Origin of the sequence: Sphingobium sp. SCG-1 (genome assembly GCF_002953135.1) — a bacterium.
Taxonomy (GTDB): Bacteria; Pseudomonadota; Alphaproteobacteria; order Sphingomonadales; family Sphingomonadaceae; genus Sphingobium.
Window position 1 is genome coordinate 610,704 of the sequence record NZ_CP026372.1, and the last position, 24,339, is coordinate 635,042.

Consider the following 24,339-nt stretch of genomic DNA (forward strand, 5'->3'; position numbering starts at 1 on the left):
CAATGGGTTCCACGAGCGTCATCGCAGATGCGACCAGTGCTAGGAGCGGGGTCGAAGGATCGGAATGGTTCCGCACCGCTCCTGCCGACCAACCGCTGCGTCGCATGGTAGAAGTAGAAGGCGCGTTGATCGAAGTTCTGGAATGGGGGAACCGGAATGCGCCCGGGATTCAGTTGCTGGACGTGGGGCTGGGCCCGAACGTCAGAACGCCTCCCGTGGACCCGCGCCGACGAGTTTTCAGTACGCGCGAAGAGGGAGTCGAACGCTATCGCCTGACGCCTGCTCAAGATGCGGAGCCTTATATTTCGCGGCATATAGCCGCCGCCAGTCTCACCGAAGCCGGGGAAGGATGGGAATGGTGTTTCGATCTCAACATCGCTGCGAAACTTGAGCGACCGCATCATTGGGATCTCGTTCCTCAGGCGAAGTGGGCCATTGCCTTCGTACGGGGACAAAATTCGCGCGTCGTGCGCGAGGAGCTTCAGGAGCAACAGCGGGCATGGGCAAGTTCCGGGACGCCTTTTGCGACTGTTCCTCTCGCCGTTGATCATCTGATGCTGGATCAACCGATCGCGCTTGCCGCCACTTTGCGCGCGTTCGCCGCAATTTGGGAAGGCGGAGGGGAGACGATGTAGCGGGCGGACATAACCGTTAAAAAGATAAGGATTGATAGCAGCATGAAAACACTCGTGATCGGCGCGACCGGTTATCTTGGTGCGCATGTCGGCAAGGCCCTTTCCAGCGCCGGAATGGACGTTACGGGTCTCACGCGCCATGTGGACGAGGACCGCATCGCCTTTATCGGGAAAAACGGCATGAAAGTGCTGGCAGGCGATATGGTGGAAGAAGGGGCGTTCCCGAACGTCGTGCCTTTCGACGCCATCGTCTTTGCGCCGCAGCTGCTGATGAACCCCGAGCAGGCAGCGGTTCGCCGCATTCTCGACGCATTGGAGGGCACCGGGAAGGTCTTCATCTTCACATCGGGCACAGGTGTGCTGGGGCAGCGCACGATGGGGGCATGGAGCCAGGACAGCTTTGCCGAAGACGATCCGTTCGTGCCTCTCCGGGCGATTGCCAAACGGGCGGAGACGGAAAATATTGTGCGCGCCGCCGAAAGGCGGGGTGTCCGTGCAATGGTGATCCGTCCCCCTCGGGTTTGGGGATATGGTGCGCGTGGCCCTGTGTCGATGACGTATGAGTCGGTCGCCCGAACGGGTGCGGCATGCTTCGTCGGCGAGGGGCTGAACCTCTATTCCAGCGTTCATGTCGATGACCTTTGCGATCTATATGTAAAGGCTGTGCTGTCTGGAACGGCCGGCGCATTATATCATGCCGTGGGAGGCGAGATCCCCAACCGCTGGATAGCAGAGTGCGTTGCACGCGACATGGGCTGCCAAACGCGCAGCGTGGACATGGACGAAGCCATGAAGATATGGGGACGTTACCAGACGCTGATCGTGCTTAGCGTATCCAGTCGGTCACGCGCTGTGCGGTCACGGCATGAGCTCGACTGGTCCCCCCACCATACCGACATGCTGACCGAAGTCGGCCTGATGGAATTTCGCGAACTGGCGTATAAAGCGCCGCAAAGCATCGTGGAAGGCCGCATGTCGACAGCTCTCGATCGCGTTACCGCACAATATTGAGATCATCATTCTCCTCCACGAAAATCCGCAAACGAGCCAAAAAGTGAAAGGGTGTTGATTATCATCGTATCGACAGGTATACGGCCATTGGCAATGGTGTGATTGACCAACAAGTTCAAAGGAGATGGACCTATGGAGATGAAAGATATGGTGTTGATCAGCGTGGATGACCACGTGATCGAGCCTCCTGACGCCTTTCTTAGGCACTATCCGGCCCATGCCAGGGCTAAGGCTCCCCATATGGAGACCAAGGATGGCAAGGATTTCTGGGTGTGGCAGGACAGGCGCTATCCCACATTCGGTCTAAACGCGGTCGTCGGACGTCCGCGCAGCGAGTATGGCATGGAACCATCGCAATTCGAGCAGCTCAGGGAGGGGACACATAATCTCGAAAAGCGCATCGATGACATGAACGTCAACGGTATGCTTGGTGGGCTTAACTTTCCGACTATGCCGACATCTGCCGGTAAGATCTTTATCGACGAGCCGGATCGTGCCGAGGGTTTGATGGCGGTCCGCGCTTATAATGATTGGCATCTGCACGAATGGTGCGAACCCGCAAAAGGCCGCATGATTCCCATGATTCTTCTACCTTTGTGGAGCATGCAAGAGACGCTGGAAGAGATTAAGCGTATGTCGAAGCTCGGCGTCCACGCCATTACTTTCCCCGATAACCCTTCTCGCATAGGTTTGCCCAGCATCCATAATGAGTATTGGGAGCCGCTTTGGAAAGCATGCGCCGATTACAACATTGTGATCAACGCGCATATCGGCACTGGCGCGCGTGCTGAACATGCTTCTGACGAATCCCCGATTGACGCCTGGATCACGACCATGCCGATGTCGATCGCCAATTCGGCGGCGGACTGGTTGTTCGCCGATTTCTGGAATCGCTATCCCAACTTGAAAATTGCACTATCCGAGGGGGGAATAGGATGGATCCCGTATTTCCTTGAACGCGCAGATTTCACCTACGAGCACCATCATGAATGGACCTTCACCGATCTCGGAAAGAAGCGGCCAAGCGAAAGATTTAAGCAACATTTCATCACCTGCTTTATCGATGACCAGTTCGGCGTCGCCAATCTCGACTACATGAACGAAGAGATGGTTATGTGGGAGTGCGACTATCCGCATTCCGATACCGTATGGCCGAACAGCCCTGAATATCTCTGGGCCTGCGTGAATCAGCTAGATGCGAAGATTATCGACAAGATCACGCATCGGAACGCGATGGAGCATTACAGCTTCGATGCCTATGGATTGAATGGCGGGCGCGAGAATTGCACCGTCGGTGCGCTGCGCGAAAGGGGCAAGCATGTCGATGTCTCGCCGCGTCAGGGACTTGGTGGTTTGAATGCAGGCGCCGAACGAAACGTGGTGGATGCGCGGCGTCCCATCACTTCAGGTGAGATTCAGCAGATGTTCGAATCTGCCTGATCAGGCCCAGCTTGCCCTGAAACATGGACCGGAAGGATGTTTCCTTCCGGTCCATGTTTCGAGAATTTAGTTGGGACGAACGATTGTCTGCTGGCACTCCGGCAGATCAAGCTGCGTCAACCACCTTTGGCGAGGGGGATCAGCGCGCCCGTGATTGCGCGCGCTGCAGGCGAGGCAAGGAACAGAATCGCATCCGCGACAGCCTGGGGTTGAACCCATTTGCTAAAATCCGCATCAGGCATGTCGGCGCGATTTGTGGGCGTATCAATGATAGTCGGTAATATCGCATTGACGGTTATGTCTTGAGAGAAAAGTTCCGCGGCAAGACTTTCAGTGAGCTTGTGAACCGCGCTTTTCGAGGCGGCATAGCTGCCCATTCCGGCAGCCGCGTTTATTGCACCGCTTGCGCCGATGTTGACGATCCGGGCGCTTTGTGCCCTCAGCAATGGGGGAAGTGCCGCCTTGGTCATGTTCAAACAGGTCAGGCTGTTGATGGCAAACATGCGCTGCCAGGTTGTGCTGTCTCCTTCTTCTAGCGTTTCCCAGGTAAAGCCGCCCGCAACATTGGCAAGCACGTCGATCCGCCCGGTCGCGGCCAGGATGTTCGCGACAGCTTCATCCGCTGCTGCCTGGCTCGTGAGGTCCACACCACCTAAATCGATGCCTTTGGGAAGTGCTTCTTCCGGTGCAGGCGCATAATCGACCCGAACCACTATCTCACCCTGTGCGGCGAAAGCATTGGCAACGGCGCGACCCAAAATTCCAAACCCGCCGGTTACGATCACTGTACGTGAAATCATTTAATTGGCCTTTCAGCATCTGCCTTTGAGGAGAGTTTAATCCAATTTGCGGCTAAAAACGTCGGTGCGTTAGTTGGGTGCCAGAGATGCAGCGGCACGAAGCCTCTGCTCCTTTCTTGGAGCTAAGAAAAAAGCGCATGAGAGCACAAGAAGGCCTTTACGAAGACCCCGGGGCTCAATTCGGTATGGCTGTATATGCATGCTGTAGTCGCCATGGCCAATGCCGATGTGGCAGCGTGAAGCCTGTGTTGCTGGCGTGACTTTCTGTGGGTTCTGCATAGGTTCATTGCGGGCCTCCGGTGCGGCCGATATTGGATTGGGCCGTGACCGTATCGGAATGTCTCTTGGCGGCACCGAACTGCATTGGTGCAATTTCGATTCATCGTTGCGGCCGCTCCGCTAATGACCTCAGGCCCAGCCGACCAGCTGTGCAGGAAGAGCGCGAACCTCTGCCGCAGGGGTTCCGCATGCATCGGCTGCAACGGCGACGCAGTTCCCCACCAGCCCTGTCTTCACTTATTCGCTGCTCGTTCGCATGCTCGTGTGGCGTCAACAACGTTGTTTTGTGAAGCGAAGCGCGTGCCGTGCATCAGGCCCAAAGGGTATCAAACGATTCAATGTACTTCAACATTGCCGCGGGCGCGACAGTGAGCGCACCCTCCAAAGTTACCACCGCACATACTTCTATTTCTCGCTGTCCAGATGCGCCATGGCTGCCTCGACGTACCGGTCGCCGGCCGCAGCATCCTTCGGAATTGCCGCTTCAATCGCCGCTAGGTTTTTAACGGATAGTACAAAGTCGGTAGCGCCAAGGGCTTCCGCAAGCTGGTCCGGCCGTCGCGATCCAAGCATCGGCACGATGTCATCTCCCTGCGCCGCGACCCAAGCGATGGCGACTTGTGCAACCGTTGCGCCGCGACTATCCGCGATTTCCCGCAAAGCCTCGACCAGTTCCAAGTTGCGATCGATATTGCCTTGCTGAAACCGAGGATTGTTGCGGCGCCAGTCGTTGCGATCCAATGGCTGATCTTTTTGCCAGCCCCCGCTCAGCAGGCCGCGACAGAGCAGGCTGTATGCGGTAATTCCAATTCCCAGCTCGCGCAATGTTGGCAGTATGTCGGCTTCGATGCCACGTGAGAGCAGTGAGTATTCGATCTGGAGATCTACGATCGGATGCACGGCCGCTGCGCGGCGGATTGTATCGGAGCCGACTTCGGATAACCCGACATACCGAACATATCCCGCCTTCACCATGTCGGCCATGGCGCCCATCGTTTCCTCGATCGGCACCTTAGGATCAAGCCGCGCCGGGCGATAAACATCTAGATAGTCTACACTCAGCCGTTGTAGTGAATAAGTAAGCGCAGTTTTGAGTGCAGCCGGGCTATTATCCATGCCGATGACTGCTCCTGAAGGATCCCGCTGCGATCCGAATTTGACGCTTAGCTGAAAGGCATCGCGCGATACACCTTTCAACGCTTCGGCGATCAGTAGCTCGTTATGGCCCATGCCATAGAAGTCGGCAGTGTCGAACAACGTAATTCCTGCGTCGAGCGCTGCACGAATGGTTTTAATGCCATCCTCACGGTCCGGTGTACCATATATAGGGGACATGCTCATGCAACCAAGCGCAAATGTCCCGACGGTCGGGCCGGATACTCCAAGTTGTCGTGACCGCATTATTTGTTCCTGATTCAACAAGTTCGGAGTGCTGGCTCAACGGAGCGTCATTTTCTGCGAAAGACGATTTTTACCCATCGGCAAGGGACGAATTGTTACTTTGAAGTGCTATCCGCCTCGTCACTGAGTACGTAGGCAGCATCGTCTTGCGAAGATGCTGCCTACTATAAGTATGGTTCAGCTTCTTGTTTATTCTGCGCCGAATTTTTTGGTGATGCTGAACACGATCATGCGGGGTTCCGCAGCATTGGCCGTTCCGATGCCTAGGGACTTGTTGAAAAATGGACCAAACTGATATTTGTCGTTGAGCAGATTGGTTCCGGACACCGCGAAAATCAATTCATGGTCGGCAAGATTATAGTCAATTCGACCGCTCAGTAAGCCGCGCGCCGCTGTAAGCCGTTCAATTTCGGAGATCGGGAAAGAGCCATCAAGCGGGAACTGAAGCCGTGTAAGACGGCCACGGCTTTGCCAAGCCCAGGTCAGTGATGCAGAAGCAAGGCCAGCGCCGATCTGGTTTTCGTACCGCGCGCTAAGAGTATAGGTATATTTGGGCTCACGGAACGGGAGACCGGCAGCGTTGAACGTGCCGCCGGTATTCTGGTCGGGCGCATTAGCCCAGCTGGTGTATTTGCTGTCGACCATCGCTGCCGAAGCATTCAGCGTCAGACCTCGGACCAAGACAGCCGTTGCTTCTGCTTCGAACCCGTTTACTCGGGCGTCGGCAGCATTGAAGATGATAGTCCTCGTGGAACTGCACGTGTCGCAAGATGGAACCGTGATTGATTCCTGCTTGCTCTTGAGCTTGGTGTGGTAAGCTGCAAGGTTTAATCGCAAATGTCTGTCGAGGAAATCGCCCTTGAGGCCAAGTTCGTAGTCAGTAGCGAATTCCGGGTTCGCGCCAGGCAGAAATGCGCTGCGCAACTGCAGACTGCCGCCACGAAAACCTCGTGATGTCTTAGCGTACACCAGGATGCCCGGCGTTGCCTGGAAATTGACGCTGGCCAAATAGGACCAACCGCCAGCCTGAATGCTGTTGCTGACAATCGGGCAGGCAGTGGGATCGTTAGAAGGCGCTAGGGTATTTGCTGCGGGGGGAACACCAGTACATGTGTAAACTCCGGTTACCGCATTGAAGTTCAGAGGCTGGGAGTCGAGATTCTGATAGTCCCTGCTATAGCGGAGACCGCCCGTTACCGAGAACTGATCAGTGAACTGGAAGTCGTTCTGCGTATATATGCCCCAGCTCTTGCTCGCGATCTTGGTGGTGTTCGATCCTGCGTCGACGCCGCCTCCGGTTGCCGCCGAGAAGGCGACATTCGGCTCGGAGCCAAAGCCTTTATCATAGGATCCGAACGCGCCGACCAGCCAGTTCAACTTGCCGTCTACAGCCTTGCCTCCAAGGTTAAATTCCTGCGACCATTGATAATAGGATTGGGTGGGTCCTTGGGGGAGGCCATATTCGAAAGGAAATCCTACCACGGTGCCGTTGGGCAAGACGCTCGTCCCGCCCGGAATGGGATTGACGCCATCCGAGACGTAGCGAACTTCAGGTTGCACACCGCCACCGGTACCCGCAAAAAATTCGAGGATCTGAAAGGGAGATCCATCGAAGTCAGCCGTCTGAATATAGCTTGCTTTGTGATACGAAGTGATCGACCGTACCCGAACGTCGTCGGACAGGTCGAACGTCATATCCTGAACTGCATGCCATGTTTCCGCTATCTCGGTATTATTGGCATTAGCGTTGTTCTTGAATATGCTGCCTGTGTTAAGGGCATTGTTGAGGGCCGCAGACGAACATCCTCCAAAAGCCAACGCCGTACGCAGATTAAAGGACGGGCTTGTGGGCGTGATGTTGCCGACACTTGTGGCGCAGCCGGATTCAAGCCCGATTTCGGTCCTGCTCGCCTGACCCGCTATAGCGACCAACTGATTGAAGTAGCCTCCGCGGTCCATTTTGACATATTCCAGCTTTGATGTGCTTGTCACCGTTTCGCTAGGGGTGAACAACAGGGAGCCACGAAGAACCACGTCGTTCCGGTCGCCACCATATTTCTGGCCCGTCACAAGAGAAGTGCCGAAGCCTTCGCGCGACCAGTATTGGCCTGCGACGCGTAGCGCCAGTATGTTCTCGGCAAGGGCGGTATTGAGCGCAGCGGACAATCTGCGCGATTCATGGTTCCCAAGTTCGATCGCCACATAGCCATGGTCGCTTCCGAAGTCCGCGCCACGGGTAAGTATGTTGATGGCGCCGCCCGTCGTGTTGCGGCCATAAAGAGTGCCCTGCGGTCCCTTCAGAACCTCGACGCGGGCGATATCGAACATGGCACCATTGAGACCTATAGGGTGGGGAACGTTACCATTATCCACATAGACACCGACGGCGGGGGCGATTGTCAGCAGATTGTCACTGCTTACCTGACCACGGAGCGAAAAGCGCACCGATGTGTCGGATGCAGAACTACGGAAGACCAGGCCCGGCACATAGGTGGCCAACTGTTCAGGCCTGGTGATGCCCAGGCCAGAAAGCTGTTCGGCGTTGATGTTGCTGATCGCAATTGGAACCCTCTGAGAACTTTCTTCGCGTTTACGCGCCGTAACGATAATATCAACAAGACCGTATGCCTGACGGCCAGCCTCCTGTGGTGCTGCATCGGCGCTTTGCGCCAACGCCGTTGCGCTGACAGAAAGCCCTAAGACTGAGCCCGCAGTGGATATTAATAGCAATTTCCAAGTGATCATTTTTCCTCCCCCTTATGACGGCGTTTCTCGCCGATTCGTACGCCGTCAAACAATGGCATGACAGCATTTTTGTCAACATAATTCCCTTTATAAGGGAAATATGACCGAAATTCGCAGTAGGAGTTCGGCTCCACGGTGACCAAGGCCGCAGCTCGGGCTAGCCCAGAGGCGCCACCTTATGCAGCTCAATCAGAATGGGCCTTGCCAAAAAAGATCGAGATCCTGAGCAAGAAGTTGATCTCTCCTGCCTACCATTAATCTCAATTTATCCGGTACGGAGCCGCGACTTCGAATGTCCCCTAAAAAGGGAGAGGAATGGAATCGGCTCTCAGTTTGAAGCTGACGGATGGCGTCGGATAAGCCGTGTGTTCTTTCGACGAGGTAAGAATCAGCCAGAACACGTCCAAAATGTAATTAACACGTTGGTTCGCTGAACACCCTAAGCATTATCTGCAGCAGCGGTGTCGTCGTCTGCCGTGCGGCTGGCGACCCAGAAGAAAAAGGCGGACACGATGAGCAAGACAGGTGAGAGAAGTAAGGTATACCGTACTGCTTCGCTTCCCAAACTTGGCGTCAGTGCATCGTTGATTAAGCCAAAGATTAGGGGTGCTGTTCCGGAGCCAAAAAGCGCGCCGCACAAATAAATGATCGCTGCAATAAAAGCCCTCTTCGTTGGTGGTGAGAAAGACGAATATGCCGCGGTCGCGACCGGTACAAGACAGCCGGACAGCAGTGCATAGGTGATATTCAATATCAAAGTCATTGTGAGGGTCGGCACCAAGGTGGATGCGAACAGAAAGGGTATTGAGATCGAAGTCACGATCATAAGGAAATAGACCCGCCACCGTGCGCCACGCCGCGCGATAATGTCGCTGACGGGCCCGCCCCACATAGCGGAGACGACACTGCACAAAATGATAACACCGAAAACGGCGCCCATCTTTGAACTACTAAGACCATGTACGCGCATCAAAAAGGCAGGAAACCAGACGATCCATCCCACATAGGATGCCATCATGGCGACGTAAGCGACGATGAACGGGGGCAGGGTTGGAATAGCAAAGCACTGCTTCATCTGTTGACGTATCGAAGCGCTTTGGATCACACTGGCATTGATATTCTGGCTCCCCGTGCGCAGCGGCTCCGAGACAGTCAGAAACATAAGTGCAGCGACCAGCAATCCAGGCAGCCCGACCACGAGGAGAGCCACGTGCCAGTCATATCGATCAGCGATAATCCCTGCTGCGTAAGAGCCGAAGGCGAAACCCAGGGCCGTGCCAACGCCCCCGAACATGAAAGCAGTACCTCTCCGGGTTTTACTGAATAGATCGGACACTAAACTGACCGTCGCTGGTGTTTGTGCAGCTTCAGCTGCACCGACAACCAAGCGCGCGAGTAGAAGCGTGAGAAAGGCGCCCATCAATCCGCTAACTGCGGTTGCCAGACTCCAGATGGCAACAGCGGCAGCGAGAAGATTGCGGCGATTGGTACGATCCGCCAGCCACGCCAAGGGAATTGCAAAGACTGCTTGGGCCACAGCAAAGGCGCTACCGCTTAACAGCCCCATAGCGCTATCACTGACTTGGAGATGCTCCTGCATGGGCACGAGAAGAACAGTAAACGCCTGTCGATCAACGGCTGCGAGAAAACCAACTATCGTTAAGACAGCCAAGGTCCAATACCGCCCAAATCGCGCCTGCGGAGTGGCGCTTGGTGCGTTCGTGTTTGCAACGGCCGAATGGGGCATAGTGGTTTCGCTCTCTGTCTTGCTCGCTATACGGACATGCTCAAAGTGGTCGGCTTCCCACATGTGTTAACCAACGCATATTCTTTGTTCTATGCGCATTATTCTCCATATGAGGGATTAGATTAAGTGGCAATCGCTAGTTAAAGCGGAAACTTCTTCGCTCAAATGCGGCGATCTATAGCGTTATATGGCTCCTGTATGGCGGCATCTTGCCTGCACATCACTGGCCTCAGTTGTGCCGCTGCTGGACATATCATCAGCGATTGCCATCCAAAGAATTAAGTTATATCTCTAAATGAGAGAATAATGCCATCTAATGACCGAGTTTCAGCGTGGTCAGGTGCACGCGGTCCTGCGGGACCATCGACAGACGATACAAGAGGGATGTATGGCAGAGCTAGCGGAAAAACACCGCCGATCACGAACGGTTAACGTTGAACTAAATTACTGCGGTGCAATGGATGTCAAGCCTCAATTATATCTAAAATCAAAGCGCCACGAAGATAAAGAATCCGATCTTGAGCGCTCACTCAATGCTTTGAACATTCAGCCTCGCACGGTTTCTATATTGGATGGCAGCAGCATTGCAACTAAACCTCAACTAGACTGCGAGGGTTTCAGCCTTCTTCATCATCCGAGCACAGTGACTGATTTCAAAGACAAAGAACAGATAAAAGACATCTACTTTCCCGAAGTTTCGTTGCTTCTTAAAAAGATCTTAGGCGCTGACCTTGTAGAATTTCCCTATAGTACAGGAGCTTACCGCAGTAGCCGGCCTGCAGAAGGCGAAGTCGGAGGTGCTCTTATGCCACATATCGACTTCAGCACGACCGGCGCTGTCGAAACGATTTCTCGTCTGATTCCCAACAGACTAGAAGGCGTTCGTCGCTGGGGCATCTACCAGATCTGGCGAGCTTTGTCACCAAAAGCACCGGTAGACATGCCGCTCGCTTTTCTTGACGGGCAGTCGGTAGATCTGGCGGATTACATCCCCGTCGATACCAATTCTGATCATGTTGGAAAATATGAAACGCTCGTGCTTCGGTATAATCCCGGCCATCGTTGGATTTATTTCAGCGAGATGACGCGTGACGATGTCGTGGTGTTTAAGACCTATGATTCCGACGCCGCCAAGAATGTCCCCATAGGCCATACAGCCTTTACGGATCCTTCGGCACCAGCGGACGCTGCTCGGCGCACAAGCCATGAGCTGCGTGCCTTTGTAGGCTGGTATGACTAGGCCCTGGCCCTGATAATTGCGGAGCAATACATTGTCGGGAGAAGATATATGGCACCAGTTCTTGAACAGATTCCTCTTTTCCGAGTAGTTGAAATCGAGATGAATTTCTGTGGTGCGACGCAAGAAAAGGGCGAGCCCACCGTAGTTCACAAGGCTTCAAACATTAATGGGCGTAACCCGAACAGGAACGCCATGAAATCACTTCAGGTCGAGCCGCACATCGTGACTTTGCTGGACGGCAGCAGCATTTCTCCCGATCTTGACCTCGACCGCGAGGGGTTCATATGTCGGCATCATCCGAGCGCGGTGACTGATTTCAAAGATAAGCAACAAGTCCGGGACGTGTATCAGAAGGAACTCCGCGCCTTTTTTCAGTCCTTGACCGGGGCCGACATAGTGGAATTCCCGGAAGCCGCGGGGAACTTCCGGAGCAGCGAACCACAAGAGAGCGAAGGCGGCGCAGCCTTTATGGCGCACTTGGATTTTACTGAAAATGGTGCCCTGTATGCCGTTGAGCAGGAGCTTCCCGACAGGACAAAGGATATTAGCCGTTGGGCATTCATAAAGGTATGGCGTTCCCTTTCGCCTGCAGCGCCGGTAGACGCTCCGCTCGCGGTCCTCGACGCGCGCACTCTGATGCCCGAGGATATTTTCCCTACTGATGTACGATACCCGCATATCCCGGGAGTTACTGAATCAGCAGCACTGCACTTTAATCCGGATCACAGGTGGGTTTACTTTAGTGATATGAAGCGCGACGATGTGATTATATTTAAAACCTTCGATTCAGATCCACACAAAGCAAGAATGGTAGGTCACGGGGCATTTCTGGATAAGACTGCTCCGGCTAACGCAACACGCCGCTCCAGTTTTGAGTTGCGGGCCTATGTTGCTTGGTCGACCTAGAGCGGAATTCGATCGAACCGCGTTCGCCGCCGCAACTCAGGAACGTTCCCCTGCCGCGCCTCGAGGCATGCCAGCATCAAGCGCTGCAATTACCCGTGAACGCAAATTCTCTGAGATGGACTTTGTCATGCCAAGGCCGGCATCCTCATCCATCTGACATGTCGAATCAGATTTTCCGCTCCAAGAACATCCAGGATTCCGTCTGATGGATTATGCGCTAGCAGAGGAGGGCCTGGAACTGGCGGTTGCGGCTATGAACCTCTTCTCGTCACGGCAATGAGAAAAAAACCAATGTATCAGGCTATGTTTTTGCGGTGACGGCCGTGCCGGCCAGCAGTAGCGCGAAGCCGATCACCCAAAACAGCGGCTGTTTATATTCTGAAAAGATGAGGATGATGGCAAACCAGCCGGCTGCTGCGATAGCGCACAGGGAAAGCGCAGGCCATGTTCCCAACAAGGGCAGGGCCTGTCGCACGATGAGAAGTCCCATCAGGCCAAACAGGATCTGGCCCAGCGAATAGGTACTGTGCAGCCCGTAAAACAGCGTAGTTGCAGCACCCGGCGCGCGCATGCCTCTCCAATAGAACGACACCACGTCTATAAGAAAGTGAATCACGCCGCCCGCAATCAACCAACCGAAAGTGACATGAGCCAAAATCTTGTGTGCCGTCATATCTATCCTTCTCTTCGCTTACTGACGAGGGCGTCCAATTTGTTCTCTCAACGATAACGGTCTGCTAGTTGCGGCGATTGTGCGGCAAACGCCGCAAGATTGGCGCTGACTACTGCCTCGAGCAGATCGGCTCGCTCGACGCCTGGAGCGCAGACGAGTTCGCCAAGGGCAAGACCTCGCAAGCTACCGGTGACCACGTCTTCCGCCGACATGCGCGGAAGTGCGCTAAGGTCCATTCCTTGGCGCTCATGGAATTCGGTTGCGACGATGCCGGGGCATAGCACCTGTATCCTAATGCCCTTGGACTTCAGCTCTTCGTCCAGGGCCTGCGAGAAGGCGACCATATGCGCTAGGGTTGCAACATATGTGGCTCGGCCCGCAGCAGGGCCAAGTTGCGCCGAGGCTCCGAACGCGAGCATGCCCGATACATTGATGATTGTCCCACGGCCTTTTGTGACCATGGCGGGCACCGCGGCTCTGGCGAGCATTGCCGGAGCAACTGCCTTCACGTGAAGCAACTCGCTTGCCTTGTCGGGCGGCAGATCGACGAACGACATATAGTGCGCTACCCCCGCATTGTTGATGAGCATGGTGAGCGATGCGCTCGCCGATATCGCCTTGGCGACCGCATCGATGCCTTCATTTGTGCCCAAGTCCGCTACCAACGGCGTGACCTCGTTGTTCGGGAATTCGGCGGCCAGTTCATCAAGCCGATCACGGCGACGGCCGACCGCTATGAGATCATATCCGTCGGTAGCGAGGCGCCGGGCGAAGGCCCGGCCGATACCCGAGGATGCGCCAGTAATGAGAGCCAAGCCTCTGACCGTGTCATGAACTTGACTTTTCGGACTTTCTGAAGTATTCATGTCGTTCTCTCCTGGATCAAAGTAACGCGTGTTCGGACAGCACCGACAGCGATGGCGCTTCTGGCGGAATCGACTAATGTCACCGCTACCGGGCGTGGCTTCCAACCCAATATGGTTTGAGCCTTGGCTGATGTGAAATCATGTCTGCGGCCGATCGTCGGTACTACAAAGCGCATCGGGCGCTGAAACAATGCGACTATGCGAAGCATGAAGTCCGGCATCTGCTTAGTGGGCACTTTTTTTGCGGTTTCCCCGAGTTCCGATCTTAATATTTTGGCCACATCGGCCAACCAGACGAATTCACTTGCAGCGATGAAACGCTCCCCTGCGGCTTCCGGAACGGTCATGGCACGGATATGCAGGTCCGCAACGTCGCGGACATCGACTATGCCAAAGCCGATGCGCGGGAACCTTGGCAAGCTGCCGTTCAACATGCGCTCTACCAGTGCTGTGGAGTGATGATTGTCGGGATTGAGAGTAGGGCCGGCGACGGCCACCGGCAAGACTGTGCTTAGGGTGGTTGGCCCACTCTGATTTGCCATGAATGCCCAGACCGCTCGTTCCGCTAATGTCTTGGCAATGCGGTACGGCCCGAGATCGGGATCGCTCACATCCGTCCATACCGTTTCATCGAAGATGCCGTCGGGACTGTTCATGAGAGGTCTGCAGGCTTCGACTGCAGAAGTCAGTACGACGCGTTCCACTTTGGCGGTGCAGGCCGCGCGAATTACGCGAAGGGCGCCGTCTCGAGTAGGAATAATCAGATCATCAGGATTGCGCGGAGCCTGGACGCCAACGGGAGCAGCGATATGAAGTACATAGTTGCAGCCGTTCACTGCGGCCTCCCATCCCACATCACTTGTTAGGTCAGCTGCAAAGAAAGATAGCCGGTCGGCCGGATCTACTTCAACGGCAATCCGCTCGCGAAGGCCCGCCTCTTTGTCCAAGCTGCGCACCGTGGTGCGGACGGAATAACCACGTTTTAGCAACTCCACGATGGTCCAGCTTCCAACGGAACCGGTGCCCCCGGTTACCAATACAGTCTTAGACATGTGTCGTTCCCCCTTATTCTATAGGTTAGCCGATCATCGCCAGTTTAGATTCAACTGAGAATACGCCAGAGGGCGTCGAAGGCAGCGACACTGTGTTTTTCGGCATTGGCCCGATCGCGGATCATGAAATCTATCGTCGTTTCGGCCAGAGCGCTCATAAGTGCTGTTACGAAAGCAAGTGGGACATCGCACATCGGCCCGGTTGCGCGGCTGCGTTCCAGAAGTTGCGCTACGCCGGCCATCATTTGGTGCGCGGCCTGACGGCTTTCTTCGGTAATATCGTCTGATACATCCAGATGCGCCAGCGTCCTGCGCTTTTCGGGGCAGGAAGTCGCCCAGTAAAGCCAGTCCAACCATGTCTGGAACATCTGCTGCCGAATATCCCCGTCGGCACGGAGATTGCCGACGGCAGCTGCCGCCATTTCCCTCTTAAGTTCGATGTAGAGCTGATTTAGCAGATCGGTTTTGGTGGGGAAGTAAGTAAACAACGAACCATTGGAGACCCCGGCTTCCTTCGCGATTGCCGCCGTCGCTGCACCAAGGCCTTCGGAGGCGATAATGCTGGTCGCCGCCGACATTATTGCATTCCGCTTCTCATCGCTCTTGGGTCGCGCCATGATCTCTCTTCTGCCTCGGCTATCTTTGTATAGAGTGACTACTCAGTCAACAAAAAAAGATGGCCCTAGGCATTTTTGCTAGCACCTGCAGCTTCCAGCCGGAGGATTAGTTGGGATCTCGGGGGATAGCCATGTTCCGTGCGTCTTTTCAGTCGTCTGCCTCGCCTAATTCCGACATTGCCTGTGGCGGATAGCGTTCTCCTTTCGCCGCTCCCAGTGGCGTAATCCTGTCGATCGCCGCCAGATCTTCTTGGGACAAGCAGGTTCGCAGCGCGTCAATCGCTTCGCCAAGGCGACTCCGCTTGGTCGTGCCGATAAGGGGTACGATATCCGGACCTTGCGCCACAACCCAGGCGATCGCAAGCTGCGCGATGCTGACCCGATGCGTGTCTGCTATTTCCTTCAAACCCGACACGAGCGAAAGATTATGGGCAATATTCTCGGCATGGAAGCGCGGCCCGGTGAGGCGCCAATCCCCCGGCTTAAGCTTATCGCCTTGGTAGCTGTTGGTAATTAGACCGCGAGACAGAACCCCATAGGCAGTAACCGAGATTCCCAGCTCACGCAGGACGGCAAGCTGATTTGCCTCCGGATTACGCGTCAGCAACGAATATTCGACCTGCACATCGACGATTGGATGAACATCTGCAGCCCGGCGGATGTTGGCGACGCCCACTTCAGAAAGTCCGATGTGGCGTACATATCCCGCTTTGACGAGATCGGCCACGGCACCAATAGTTTCTTCATAGGGGATCGCGGGGTCGGCACGGGCTGGACGATATATGTCGATATGATCAACGCCCAGTCTGCGAAGGCCGGCTATAACCGCGCCCTTTGCTTTCTTGCTCAAATTTTGGGTTGAGTCCGGGTCATTGATATCGCCGAATGTGCCGAACTTGACGCTTAATATGTAGCGGTCGCGCGATATGCCTTTCAGTGCTTCGCCTAACAAAAGCTCGTTATGGCCGTCGCCGTAAAAATGGCCAGTGTCGAACAAGTTGATGCCCTGGTCGAGTGCGGCATGAATGGTTGCGATGCTTTCGGCGCGATCGGCCGCGCCATAGCGGCCCGACATTCCCATGCAACCCAGACCAAGAGCAGATACGATTGGGCCCGTCGAGCCTAGTTGGCGACACAGCATGCAACAGGTATTCCTTCTATGGCGGACTGCAAAGGTGGTTGGTACCCGGTCGATCGTAAGCAGAAGGCCAGCCTTCCACTGACGTTGCAGTGCTATTGAGAGACGCGACGACTCAGTACCGTCCCGATGTTCATGGTTTTTAAATGCGGCGGAGGGCGCCGATCATCACGAGGTACAACCATGCGCTTCAAGCGCGTGATGGTCAGCAGTTCAGCTTTCGGATCAGGTCCGGCAACATTTTGGCGCCGTGATGGCCACGCGCCACAACAGCTTCGGCGTCGATACCCGCATTCGCCATGACCTTGGCAAAAATGTCCATATCCTCCGCTTCGACGGCCGCCATATGGGGCGCTGTCTCAGGTGTTAGGACGGTGTTGATATGAATAAGCGAGTTGCTGAAACCGCTGCACAGTTTGATCGCCTCGATCAGCTTCCAGAGGTTGAGGCCATAGCGACTTGCAAGATCGACGAGGTCGGCGACATTGGCTTGGTTCATGATCATCATGGTGTTGTTGAAGAGCTTAGCTGCCTGCCCCGATCCTGAATCCCCCAGGTAAACTACATGGCGGGAAAAGCTCTGGAATAAAGGCTCGCAACGATTTGCCACCGCCTCTGGTCCGCCCACAAGCGTTGTCAGTGTTTTTTCTTCCGCGCCCCGGCGCGCACCACTGACAGGCGCATCCAGGCTCTCGATGCGGTGCTGTGCGCATAATTCGGCCAGGTGCCCAGCATTTGCGGGTGTCCCCGTGCCGTGGTTGACGATAACTGAGCCTTTTTTTAGTCCGGTTAAAAGTCCGTTCTGTACGACTTCAAAGAGGTCGTCATCAGTGCGTAAGCAGAGAGCGACAACGGAGCAGGCTTGCGCGAGAGCGCCTAACCCGTCGTGCGCGGTATAGCGCACTTTCCCCAGATCCTTGTAGCTGAGGGGCCGGCGCGCCCATACATGAAGATCGAAGCCGCCCTCGGCCAGAGCCTTGGCCATGGGAAGGCCTTGATCCCCCAGGCCGATGAACCCCACCGACATTCCGCTTTGCATATGATTCATTGGTCGCTCCTGTTTCAACTGTTTTCATGGCGAACTTAAGGGAAATGCCGCCGCCAAGAGTGAGTGACCTGCACCAAAGGTGCCGCCAAGTGCCACGCCTTGGAGAGCTTCAGCCGAGACTGATATGAACCGCGGCATCCTCCCTGCTGGTCGTGCGAATTGTAGCGCGCGTTGATCGGACCTCCATAATCTGCATGGCGCAGGTGGCCCGAATGGAAAGTCCAAGCCGATTGCTGCACCCACAGCAATGTAATGCTGGGGCTATTGGCAATTTGCCCTTCTTGTTCGAAAGACGTGTTAGAAGTTGATGGCGATGCTGCCGCCGAATGTGAGTGGAGGGTTGGCAAACACGGTTGGGAAGCCAATATTCTGTTCGACCACGGATGTGATAACCTTTTCGTTTGCAAGGTTTTTTCCCCAAATCTTCAGGCTGATAGCATCGCCCGGCAGGTTCCAGGTTACCGAGGCATTGAAGAGGGTATAGGGGCTTTGCCGGACCAGATTGTCCGCCTGGAAGTAATAGTCGCCATTGTAATTTGCAGTGACGTTGAAGTCGAGCGACCCCGCCGGTAAGACGTGATGGTAATCAACTGCCAGCGTTCCGCTGAAGCTCTGCGCGAGCGGCAACCGGTTACCGGTGGCGTCGCCTGGCGCAAGCGTGTTCCCGAGCCCGCCGGGATTGGGATATGCGAACACGGCGCCATTAAAATCTGTGAACTCGGTATGCACGAGTTCGAATCCGCCGGAGGCACGCAAACCATCGGTGATCTGCGCCTCAAAGTCGACATCTACTCCATAAAGCTTGGCTTTAGGTCCGTTCACGACCTGCTGGGTCGTATTGATGAACTGGATCACCTGAAGATTGGTATAGTCGTAGTAGAAGCCTTCTACATTCAGGCGCAGCCGACGATCGAGCAGTTCCGATTTGAACCCGGCCGCGTAGGCCTTCAGCTTCTCTGGCAAGTAGCCAGCAGTTTGCGGCGAGACCGTGTTGAAGCCGCCACTTTTGAAGCCGGTACTGAACGAGGCATATGCCATCATGTCTGCCGAGAATTTATGATCAAGCGCAATGCGGATCGTGGGCTCGCTGAAGCGTACATTCTTCGCGAAGTTGGTAGTCGTCGTAACACCCAGCTTATTTGTCGAGATCACACGCGCATCCTTCAACTCACGGCGTTCATAGGTGTAGCGAGCGCCCAATGTGAGGTGCGTATCAGGGAGAAATTCCCAATTCATTTGACCGAATGGTGCGACGGATTCTGAATTTTCGGTCGCGTAGGACAGTGTCTGCGCAATTGACGTGGGACTTGGCGTGAACAGGCCGCCAAAGTTCCGCTGAATCGGATCCGTAATATTGTCGTAGTTGAAATAATAGACTCCGAACATCCAGTCCAGCCGGCCGCCGCCGTTCGAAATGACTTGGAATTCCTGGCTGAAGCTTCGGCTCGGCAGGCGGGGCTGACGAACGACCTGCAGGGCCGGGGCGTTCGGCGTATTGGGAACAGCAGTATTATCGAACACGTTCGCGGCCACCAAGTCGCGGTATGCTGTTATCGAGACCAGCTTCACCGCTTCGCCCCCGTGGTTTATAGCGAGGCTGACACCGCCACCGTGAAGCGCGATGTATGAGTCGGTGCCTGCGTAGGTATCGTACACAGACTTCAGCGGACTCGTCACATAGGGATTGTCGAATGACAGCCGCGTGCCCGGCAATGGCTGGCGGCTGTTCGCAAAACGCTTCCAGTCGGCATAGTCACCAGCGATCGTGGCGTCGGTATTCTCACCGAGCTGAAAGAACAATTTGCCGCGGATCGAAAAGTCGTGATCGATCCTGAAAGTATCTTTCCCGGTTGTGCGGTTCTTGCCCCAGCCATCGCCCTGCGTCCCGTAGGCGATAGCGAGGCTGGCTGCGACATTATCGCTTAGGCCCCCGGTCAGGTACGCGCCTCCTTTGACCGTAGCGTAATTGTCCACTTCCGCGTGCATCTTACCACTGAAATCAAAACTCGGCCGCTTCGTCGTGATCTGGATAACACCAGCTGTCGCATTTCGGCCAAACAACGTGCCTTGCGGACCCTTCAGCACCGCAATCTGCTCGATATCTTCGAATTCGCGCAGGCCTTCGCGCTGCTGAGGGATGTATACTCCGTCGATGTAAAGCGCGACTGGGTTCTCTGTCACCGTGCTCGCTGTGCCTATACCGCGGATCGAGGGCTGGAAAGAACCGGCATCAACGCGGACGTTAAGGCCGGGAACAACTGTGTTCAGGTGCATCGTGTCCGTGACGCCGCTGGCCGCTAGCTTTTCACCGGATGCTGCGGTGATCGCGATAGGGACGCGCTGAAGATTTTCCGACCGCTTCTGTGCGGTCACGACAATTTCTTCCAGTCCACGGTTGGATGCTGGGGACGGAGGCGAGGCCGCGTCTTGCGCAAGTGCAGTGCCAGAATAGACCGTCGCGACGGCGATGACGATAGAAGATGTTGTGCGGCTCATTTTTACTTCTCCCTCTCCTGATAATATTACCTATAGATGTCACAAAGGTTTAAATATTTTTGTGAGTAAAGTATTGTTTCTACCGCTATATTAATTCTATAGTATTCAATAGAATTTGGTATAGCTCTCAATTTTATTATTTATGGCGTTATTAGAGAAAGAGCTGGCGGAACTCGGCGACTGCACAAAACCTGCTCATCGCGATAAAGTTTTCGCCAATAATTAGCCATGGAACGGTTGACGCGGATCTACCGAGATTGTGTTCTGCACGACGTATTCGCGCTGCACCACAAATCCTTTTCCACGATGTGTTTGCAAGCTGTCACAATCCCCTCCTGCACCGCGTAGCGGCCTCTTTATGATCCACGTTTAGCCTAATGACAATTTGCAATCAACAAAAGTCCTCCATATAGAGAATATTGTTGAATTTATGATTGTGCGAACGCTTCAGGCGGTGCCGGTCGCGGGAAAGCAAGTGGGAGGATGGAATTGGCCAGATGGTTGGTCGGTGTTGATACCGGCGGGACGTTCACAGATCTGTTGGCGTTCGAACAAGAAACTGGCGCACTGAAGCGTGCCAAGGTGCCTTCGGTCCCGCAGGATCCGTCGCTCGCAGTCATTAACGCGCTAGAGGTGCTGTTCGCCGACGGGGTCGAGGCAAGGGACGTTGTGATGTTCACCCACGGCACAACCGTGGCGACCAATGCGCTGCTGGAAGGGCGGGGCGTCAAAACCGGTCTCTTGATCACGCGTGGCTTTAGGGCTGTCTACGAAGCACGCGGTTGGTCCCAGCCAACCGGAAGCGACCTTCTAGATACTTTCTACCAAAAGCCACCGCTTCTGGTGCCGCAATCCCTCACAGAAGAGGCGGTGGAACGGCTGGATTTCAGGGGCGAGGTACTCATCCCGCTCGATGAGGAGGCCCTTCGCCAGTCGGTACGCAACCTTCTCGCCAAAGGCGTGGAGGCGATCGCGATCTGTTTTCTCTACTCATTCGTCAATAGCACTCATGAGGAGCTGGCGGCGCGGATCGTGGCCGAAGAAGCCCCTAGCTGCCGCGTCTCGATTTCGTCGCACGTCTTGCCGGTCATACGCGAATATCCGCGGCTTTCGACGACGGTCATCGATGCGTATGTCGGCCCGAAGATCGAGGTCTATCTGATGCGGTTGACCGAACGGTTGCGGGAGCGCGGCATCGTGACGCCGCAAACCTTTCTGATGCAGTCCAATGGTGGCCTGATGCGGATCGCGCTGGGTGCGCGTCATCCCAACCAGACGCTACTGTCCGGGCCCGCCGCGGGGGTCATTGCCGGCGCCGACCTCGCGCGCGCGATGATGTGCGAACATGCGATAACCTTCGACATCGGCGGCACGTCCACAGACCTTGCCATCATTGTGAATGGCCGCCTGCCGGAGACGGCTCAGGGGGAGATCGCTGGACAAGACATCGGTACGCCGATGCTGCGCGTTCGAACATTGGGGGCAGGCGGGGGAACGATCGCTGCGGCGGGCAGGGACGGCCTTCTAAAGGTCGGGCCGCAAAGCGCCGGTTCTGTCCCTGGCCCCGCCTGCTACGGTCGGGGCGGTACGCAGGCGACGGTGACCGATGCCAATCTTGTCCTGGGCGCGCTCAGCGGCAAGGCACTGCTGGCAGGCACCTTGTCGCTGGACGAGGCGGCCGCACATGGCGTGATAGCCAACTTGGCGGCCGAGCTCGGCATCGACAGTATCGCCTGCGCATCCGGTATCCTGAAGATCGTCAATACGCAGATGGCGATCGACGTGCGGATCGCGCTGCAGGAACAAGGTCAGGACCCTCGCAAATTCACGCTGATAGCTTTTGGCGGCGCGGGGCCGCTACACGCCGCCGCCGTCGCGCGTGAAGTCGGCATCCGGCGCATCCTTGTCCCGCTCTATCCTGGTCTCAATTGCGCTATGGGTATGCTGCAGACCAGTGTGCGGCACTCGTATCTGAAGTCGGATATGGGCGGTTTGGCTGGCTTCCCTGCCGAGCGGATCGAGAGCATCTTCGATGGCCTGTGCACCCAGGCTTATGCAGAAGCCGAGGAAGAAGGATTCGAGAGAGATGCAGTTACGCTTACGCGCCTTCTGGATCTGCGATATCTTCACCAGGGTTATACATTGGGCGTGATTTGCCCGGACCGCATTAGCGGGGGTGATAAGGCCGGCATCAAGGCCAGCTTCGACGAACTTCATCATCAGATGTACGGCCAATCCGCTCCGGCGGAAGACATCGAGATCGTCACTTTCCGTCTGCAGTCGGAAATTTCGGTCCCGACCCTGAGCTTCTCCGATGCCTTGGTAGGCACCCCTGATCCCCTGAGAAAAGTCGAGAGCCGCGAACTCTTTGATCTCGAAAGCGACCGGTTCCTGAACGCGAATGTCTTCGACCGGGCCGACATGCAGCCCGGGCAAGTGATCGCCGGCCCGGCGCTGATCCAGCAATATGACTCCACCGTCGTAATCTTAGCGCGGCAGGACGCAACGGTGATGCCCAACGGCACCTTGGTCATCGAAGAACAGGAAGATCAGTAATCATGGATCCAATAACCACCGAAGTGGTCGGCAGCCGCCTGCGCGAAGCGGCCGCGACCATGGAACACGTCCTTTACCACAGCGGATATTCGCACATTCTGCGCGAATCGAAGGATGGGACGGCCGGGCTCACCGATCCACAAGGCCGGGTCGTCATGCTCGGAGGCGGACTGAAATATCACCTCGGCGCTTATGAGCAAGCCGTATGCGCGGTGCTGGAGCGTTTCCCCGCCGAGACCTTGAAGGAAGGCGACAGCTTCGTCGGGAACGATCCCTACATCTGCGGTTCGCCTCACGCGTCAGATTATGGTGCCATTACCCCCGCGTTCCACGAGGGCGTACTGATCGGCTTCGGCGTCAGCGTAGCGCACAAATCGGATATCGGCGGTATTGTGCCAGGCTCCGCAGGGGCCGCGGCGCGAGAAATCTATCATGATGGTGTCATTTTGCCGCCAGTTCGATTTCAAACGCCAGAGGGTGTCGTCGAAGACGTGGCTGCGATCATCGCGAACAACAGCCGCGTCCCCGATGTCGTCCTTGGCGATCTGCGCGCGCAAGTTGGAGCCACGCGCGTCGGCGCTGCCAGACTTAAGGATCTCTGCGACGAATATGGCCGCGACACGGTGCTTGCCGTGCAAACCGATCTTATCGAGCGCGCCTCGCGTCAAGTCAGCAGCGAAATTGCGCAGTGGCGGGATACAGAAGTCTCGGTCGACGGCTTTATGGACTATGACGAGGCAACGGCGACGACACCTGTTCGCGTCGCATTGAAGGCGACGAAAATAGGATCCCGCCTGATCCTTGATTTCACCGGCAGTGCAGGGCAATCAGACGGCCCGGTCAATCTAAGTGCCTCTACGACCCGGTCAGTCGCTTTGTTGGGGGTTGTCGCTGCAAGTGATCCCTCCATTCCGATCAACGCCGGCATTGCTGGTCCGGTGGAATTTATCCTGCCGGAGGGGTCGATCGTCAACGCCAGCCGTCCGGCGACGGTCAATCTATATTTCCCGCCCGCGCACATGGTCTATAATCTGGTTCTATCAGCACTTTCCGAACTGAACCCGAAGCGGGCTGTGGCACCATCGGGTTTGTGTGCAGGCGCGGTCTCTATCGGCTATGCCAAGGCGCGCAGCGGGAAACCGGCTGTGCTCTATGATCTGTTCAACACTGCCCTGGGCGGCGTCAGCAGCCATGACGGCGCTGCGATCGTGCAACCCATGAATCATTTTACGCCGGGGACAGCGATCGAACTCGTGGAAAGCGAATATCCGCTGCGAGTTCGGGCGTTCGAAATGTTGCGCGATTCAGCGGGTGCGGGCCGGTTCCGCGGTGGATCAGGCTATGCACGGGAATATGAACTGCTGGAAGACGCCAGCCTGACCATCCGTTCTTCGAGCCATCAATTTACGGCGGCTGGGGTGCTGGGCGGTGCGGCTGCCAGTCCGTCCAGGGTCATTCTCAAGCGAGCCAACGGCGAGGCCACCAATCTTTACCCGCTCGAAACGCGCCCGCTTCTGGCAGGCGACATCATCCGTTTCGAGCGGGGCGGCGGCGCCGGTTACGGAAACCCGGCTGAACGTTCGCGCGACATGGTCCAGGCAGATGTCGACAATGGGTATGTCAGCTTGCAGGCCGCGGGCGAGCTTTATGGCTTCCAGGCTGGAGGCGATGGCTGACAATCACGGTTCA

18 protein-coding genes are annotated in these 24,339 nt (G+C 55.9%); 7 read left to right on the forward strand and 11 right to left on the reverse strand.

Annotated features, from left to right (window positions below; genetic code table 11):
- Positions 1-2: 2 nt before the first annotated feature.
- The 3 genes from C1T17_RS02735 (at position 3) to C1T17_RS02745 (ending at position 3,086) form a co-directional block, all read left to right on the forward strand.
- Positions 3-635, forward strand: a complete 633-nt coding sequence (locus tag C1T17_RS02735; RefSeq protein ID WP_104952103.1) for a hypothetical protein — start codon at positions 3-5, stop codon at positions 633-635.
- A gap of 42 nt (positions 636-677) precedes the next feature.
- The gene (locus tag C1T17_RS02740) at positions 678-1,646 is read left to right on the forward strand and encodes an NAD-dependent epimerase/dehydratase family protein (protein WP_104952104.1); all 969 of its coding nucleotides are present in this window, start codon (positions 678-680) and stop codon (positions 1,644-1,646) included.
- A 132-nt stretch (positions 1,647-1,778) separates the two neighbouring features.
- On the forward strand, positions 1,779-3,086 hold the full coding sequence (locus C1T17_RS02745; RefSeq protein WP_104952105.1) for an amidohydrolase family protein: 1,308 nt from the start codon (positions 1,779-1,781) through the stop codon (positions 3,084-3,086).
- Positions 3,087-3,202: 116 nt separating this feature from the next.
- Here C1T17_RS02745 and C1T17_RS02750 read toward each other — a convergent pair whose 3' ends face one another.
- From C1T17_RS02750 to C1T17_RS02765, 4 genes are all read right to left on the reverse strand, one after another.
- Positions 3,203-3,886 (reverse strand): SDR family NAD(P)-dependent oxidoreductase, encoded by a 684-nt coding sequence (locus C1T17_RS02750; protein ID WP_104952106.1) that lies wholly within the window; start codon positions 3,884-3,886, stop codon positions 3,203-3,205.
- A gap of 684 nt (positions 3,887-4,570) precedes the next feature.
- The gene (locus tag C1T17_RS02755; protein ID WP_104952107.1) at positions 4,571-5,566 is read right to left on the reverse strand and encodes an aldo/keto reductase; all 996 of its coding nucleotides are present in this window, start codon (positions 5,564-5,566) and stop codon (positions 4,571-4,573) included.
- Between the two features lie 189 nt (positions 5,567-5,755).
- Positions 5,756-8,311: a TonB-dependent receptor gene (locus C1T17_RS02760; RefSeq protein WP_104952108.1), complete on the reverse strand. Its 2,556-nt coding sequence runs from the start codon at positions 8,309-8,311 to the stop codon at positions 5,756-5,758.
- Positions 8,312-8,750: 439 nt separating this feature from the next.
- A complete protein-coding gene (locus C1T17_RS02765; protein WP_104952109.1) occupies positions 8,751-10,121 on the reverse strand; it encodes an MFS transporter in 1,371 nt (456 codons plus the stop codon).
- A 325-nt stretch (positions 10,122-10,446) separates the two neighbouring features.
- Between C1T17_RS02765 and C1T17_RS02770 the strand changes: the two genes are divergently transcribed.
- Positions 10,447-11,298, forward strand: a complete 852-nt coding sequence (locus C1T17_RS02770) for a CmcJ/NvfI family oxidoreductase (protein WP_145958940.1) — start codon at positions 10,447-10,449, stop codon at positions 11,296-11,298.
- 48 nt (positions 11,299-11,346) lie between these two features.
- Positions 11,347-12,204, forward strand: a complete 858-nt coding sequence (locus C1T17_RS02775; protein ID WP_104952111.1) for a CmcJ/NvfI family oxidoreductase — start codon at positions 11,347-11,349, stop codon at positions 12,202-12,204.
- 301 nt (positions 12,205-12,505) lie between these two features.
- Here C1T17_RS02775 and C1T17_RS02780 read toward each other — a convergent pair whose 3' ends face one another.
- From C1T17_RS02780 to C1T17_RS02810, 7 genes are all read right to left on the reverse strand, one after another.
- Complete coding sequence (locus C1T17_RS02780) at positions 12,506-12,877, reverse strand: hypothetical protein (protein ID WP_104952112.1); 372 nt, start codon at positions 12,875-12,877, stop codon at positions 12,506-12,508.
- A 47-nt stretch (positions 12,878-12,924) separates the two neighbouring features.
- A complete protein-coding gene (locus tag C1T17_RS02785; RefSeq protein WP_104952113.1) occupies positions 12,925-13,743 on the reverse strand; it encodes an SDR family NAD(P)-dependent oxidoreductase in 819 nt (272 codons plus the stop codon).
- Positions 13,740-14,795, reverse strand: a complete 1,056-nt coding sequence (locus C1T17_RS02790) for an NAD-dependent epimerase/dehydratase family protein (RefSeq protein WP_104952114.1) — start codon at positions 14,793-14,795, stop codon at positions 13,740-13,742. The genes C1T17_RS02785 and C1T17_RS02790 overlap by 4 nt, the downstream gene beginning before the upstream one ends.
- Positions 14,796-14,845: 50 nt before the next feature.
- The gene (locus C1T17_RS02795; protein ID WP_262982721.1) at positions 14,846-15,373 is read right to left on the reverse strand and encodes a TetR/AcrR family transcriptional regulator; all 528 of its coding nucleotides are present in this window, start codon (positions 15,371-15,373) and stop codon (positions 14,846-14,848) included.
- A 187-nt stretch (positions 15,374-15,560) separates the two neighbouring features.
- Entirely contained in the window at positions 15,561-16,553 is a 993-nt protein-coding gene (locus tag C1T17_RS02800) for an aldo/keto reductase (protein WP_104952116.1), read from the reverse strand.
- Positions 16,554-16,755: 202 nt separating this feature from the next.
- Positions 16,756-17,598: an NAD(P)-dependent oxidoreductase gene (locus tag C1T17_RS02805; RefSeq protein WP_104952117.1), complete on the reverse strand. Its 843-nt coding sequence runs from the start codon at positions 17,596-17,598 to the stop codon at positions 16,756-16,758.
- 297 nt (positions 17,599-17,895) lie between these two features.
- Complete coding sequence (locus C1T17_RS02810) at positions 17,896-20,094, reverse strand: TonB-dependent receptor (protein WP_104952118.1); 2,199 nt, start codon at positions 20,092-20,094, stop codon at positions 17,896-17,898.
- Positions 20,095-20,583: 489 nt separating this feature from the next.
- Between C1T17_RS02810 and C1T17_RS02815 the strand changes: the two genes are divergently transcribed.
- Entirely contained in the window at positions 20,584-22,650 is a 2,067-nt protein-coding gene (locus tag C1T17_RS02815; RefSeq protein WP_189338471.1) for a hydantoinase/oxoprolinase family protein, read from the forward strand.
- Positions 22,651-22,652: 2 nt separating this feature from the next.
- The gene (locus C1T17_RS02820; protein WP_104952120.1) at positions 22,653-24,326 is read left to right on the forward strand and encodes a hydantoinase B/oxoprolinase family protein; all 1,674 of its coding nucleotides are present in this window, start codon (positions 22,653-22,655) and stop codon (positions 24,324-24,326) included.
- Positions 24,327-24,339 lie beyond the last annotated feature (13 nt).

Excerpts from the sequence above, each read along its gene's own strand:
- C1T17_RS02750 (WP_104952106.1), bottom strand. The coding sequence starts at position 3,886 with ATGATTTCACGTACAGTGATCGTAACCGGCGGGTTTGGAATTTTGGGT.
- C1T17_RS02780 (WP_104952112.1), bottom strand. The coding sequence starts at position 12,877 with ATGACGGCACACAAGATTTTGGCTCATGTCACTTTCGGTTGGTTGATT.
- C1T17_RS02775 (WP_104952111.1), top strand. The coding sequence starts at position 11,347 with ATGGCACCAGTTCTTGAACAGATTCCTCTTTTCCGAGTAGTTGAAATC.
- C1T17_RS02765 (WP_104952109.1), bottom strand. The coding sequence starts at position 10,121 with ATGTGGGAAGCCGACCACTTTGAGCATGTCCGTATAGCGAGCAAGACA.
- C1T17_RS02790 (WP_104952114.1), bottom strand. The coding sequence starts at position 14,795 with ATGTCTAAGACTGTATTGGTAACCGGGGGCACCGGTTCCGTTGGAAGC.
- C1T17_RS02800 (WP_104952116.1), bottom strand. The coding sequence starts at position 16,553 with ATGCTGTGTCGCCAACTAGGCTCGACGGGCCCAATCGTATCTGCTCTT.
- C1T17_RS02795 (WP_262982721.1), bottom strand. The coding sequence starts at position 15,373 with ATGTCGGCGGCGACCAGCATTATCGCCTCCGAAGGCCTTGGTGCAGCG.
- C1T17_RS02740 (WP_104952104.1), top strand. The coding sequence starts at position 678 with ATGAAAACACTCGTGATCGGCGCGACCGGTTATCTTGGTGCGCATGTC.
- C1T17_RS02760 (WP_104952108.1), bottom strand. The coding sequence starts at position 8,311 with ATGATCACTTGGAAATTGCTATTAATATCCACTGCGGGCTCAGTCTTA.
- C1T17_RS02735 (WP_104952103.1), top strand. The coding sequence starts at position 3 with ATGGGTTCCACGAGCGTCATCGCAGATGCGACCAGTGCTAGGAGCGGG.
- C1T17_RS02755 (WP_104952107.1), bottom strand. The coding sequence starts at position 5,566 with ATGCGGTCACGACAACTTGGAGTATCCGGCCCGACCGTCGGGACATTT.
- C1T17_RS02820 (WP_104952120.1), top strand. The coding sequence starts at position 22,653 with ATGGATCCAATAACCACCGAAGTGGTCGGCAGCCGCCTGCGCGAAGCG.
- C1T17_RS02770 (WP_145958940.1), top strand. The coding sequence starts at position 10,447 with ATGGCAGAGCTAGCGGAAAAACACCGCCGATCACGAACGGTTAACGTT.
- C1T17_RS02745 (WP_104952105.1), top strand. The coding sequence starts at position 1,779 with ATGGAGATGAAAGATATGGTGTTGATCAGCGTGGATGACCACGTGATC.
- C1T17_RS02785 (WP_104952113.1), bottom strand. The coding sequence starts at position 13,743 with ATGAATACTTCAGAAAGTCCGAAAAGTCAAGTTCATGACACGGTCAGA.
- C1T17_RS02805 (WP_104952117.1), bottom strand. The coding sequence starts at position 17,598 with ATGAATCATATGCAAAGCGGAATGTCGGTGGGGTTCATCGGCCTGGGG.
- C1T17_RS02810 (WP_104952118.1), bottom strand. The coding sequence starts at position 20,094 with ATGAGCCGCACAACATCTTCTATCGTCATCGCCGTCGCGACGGTCTAT.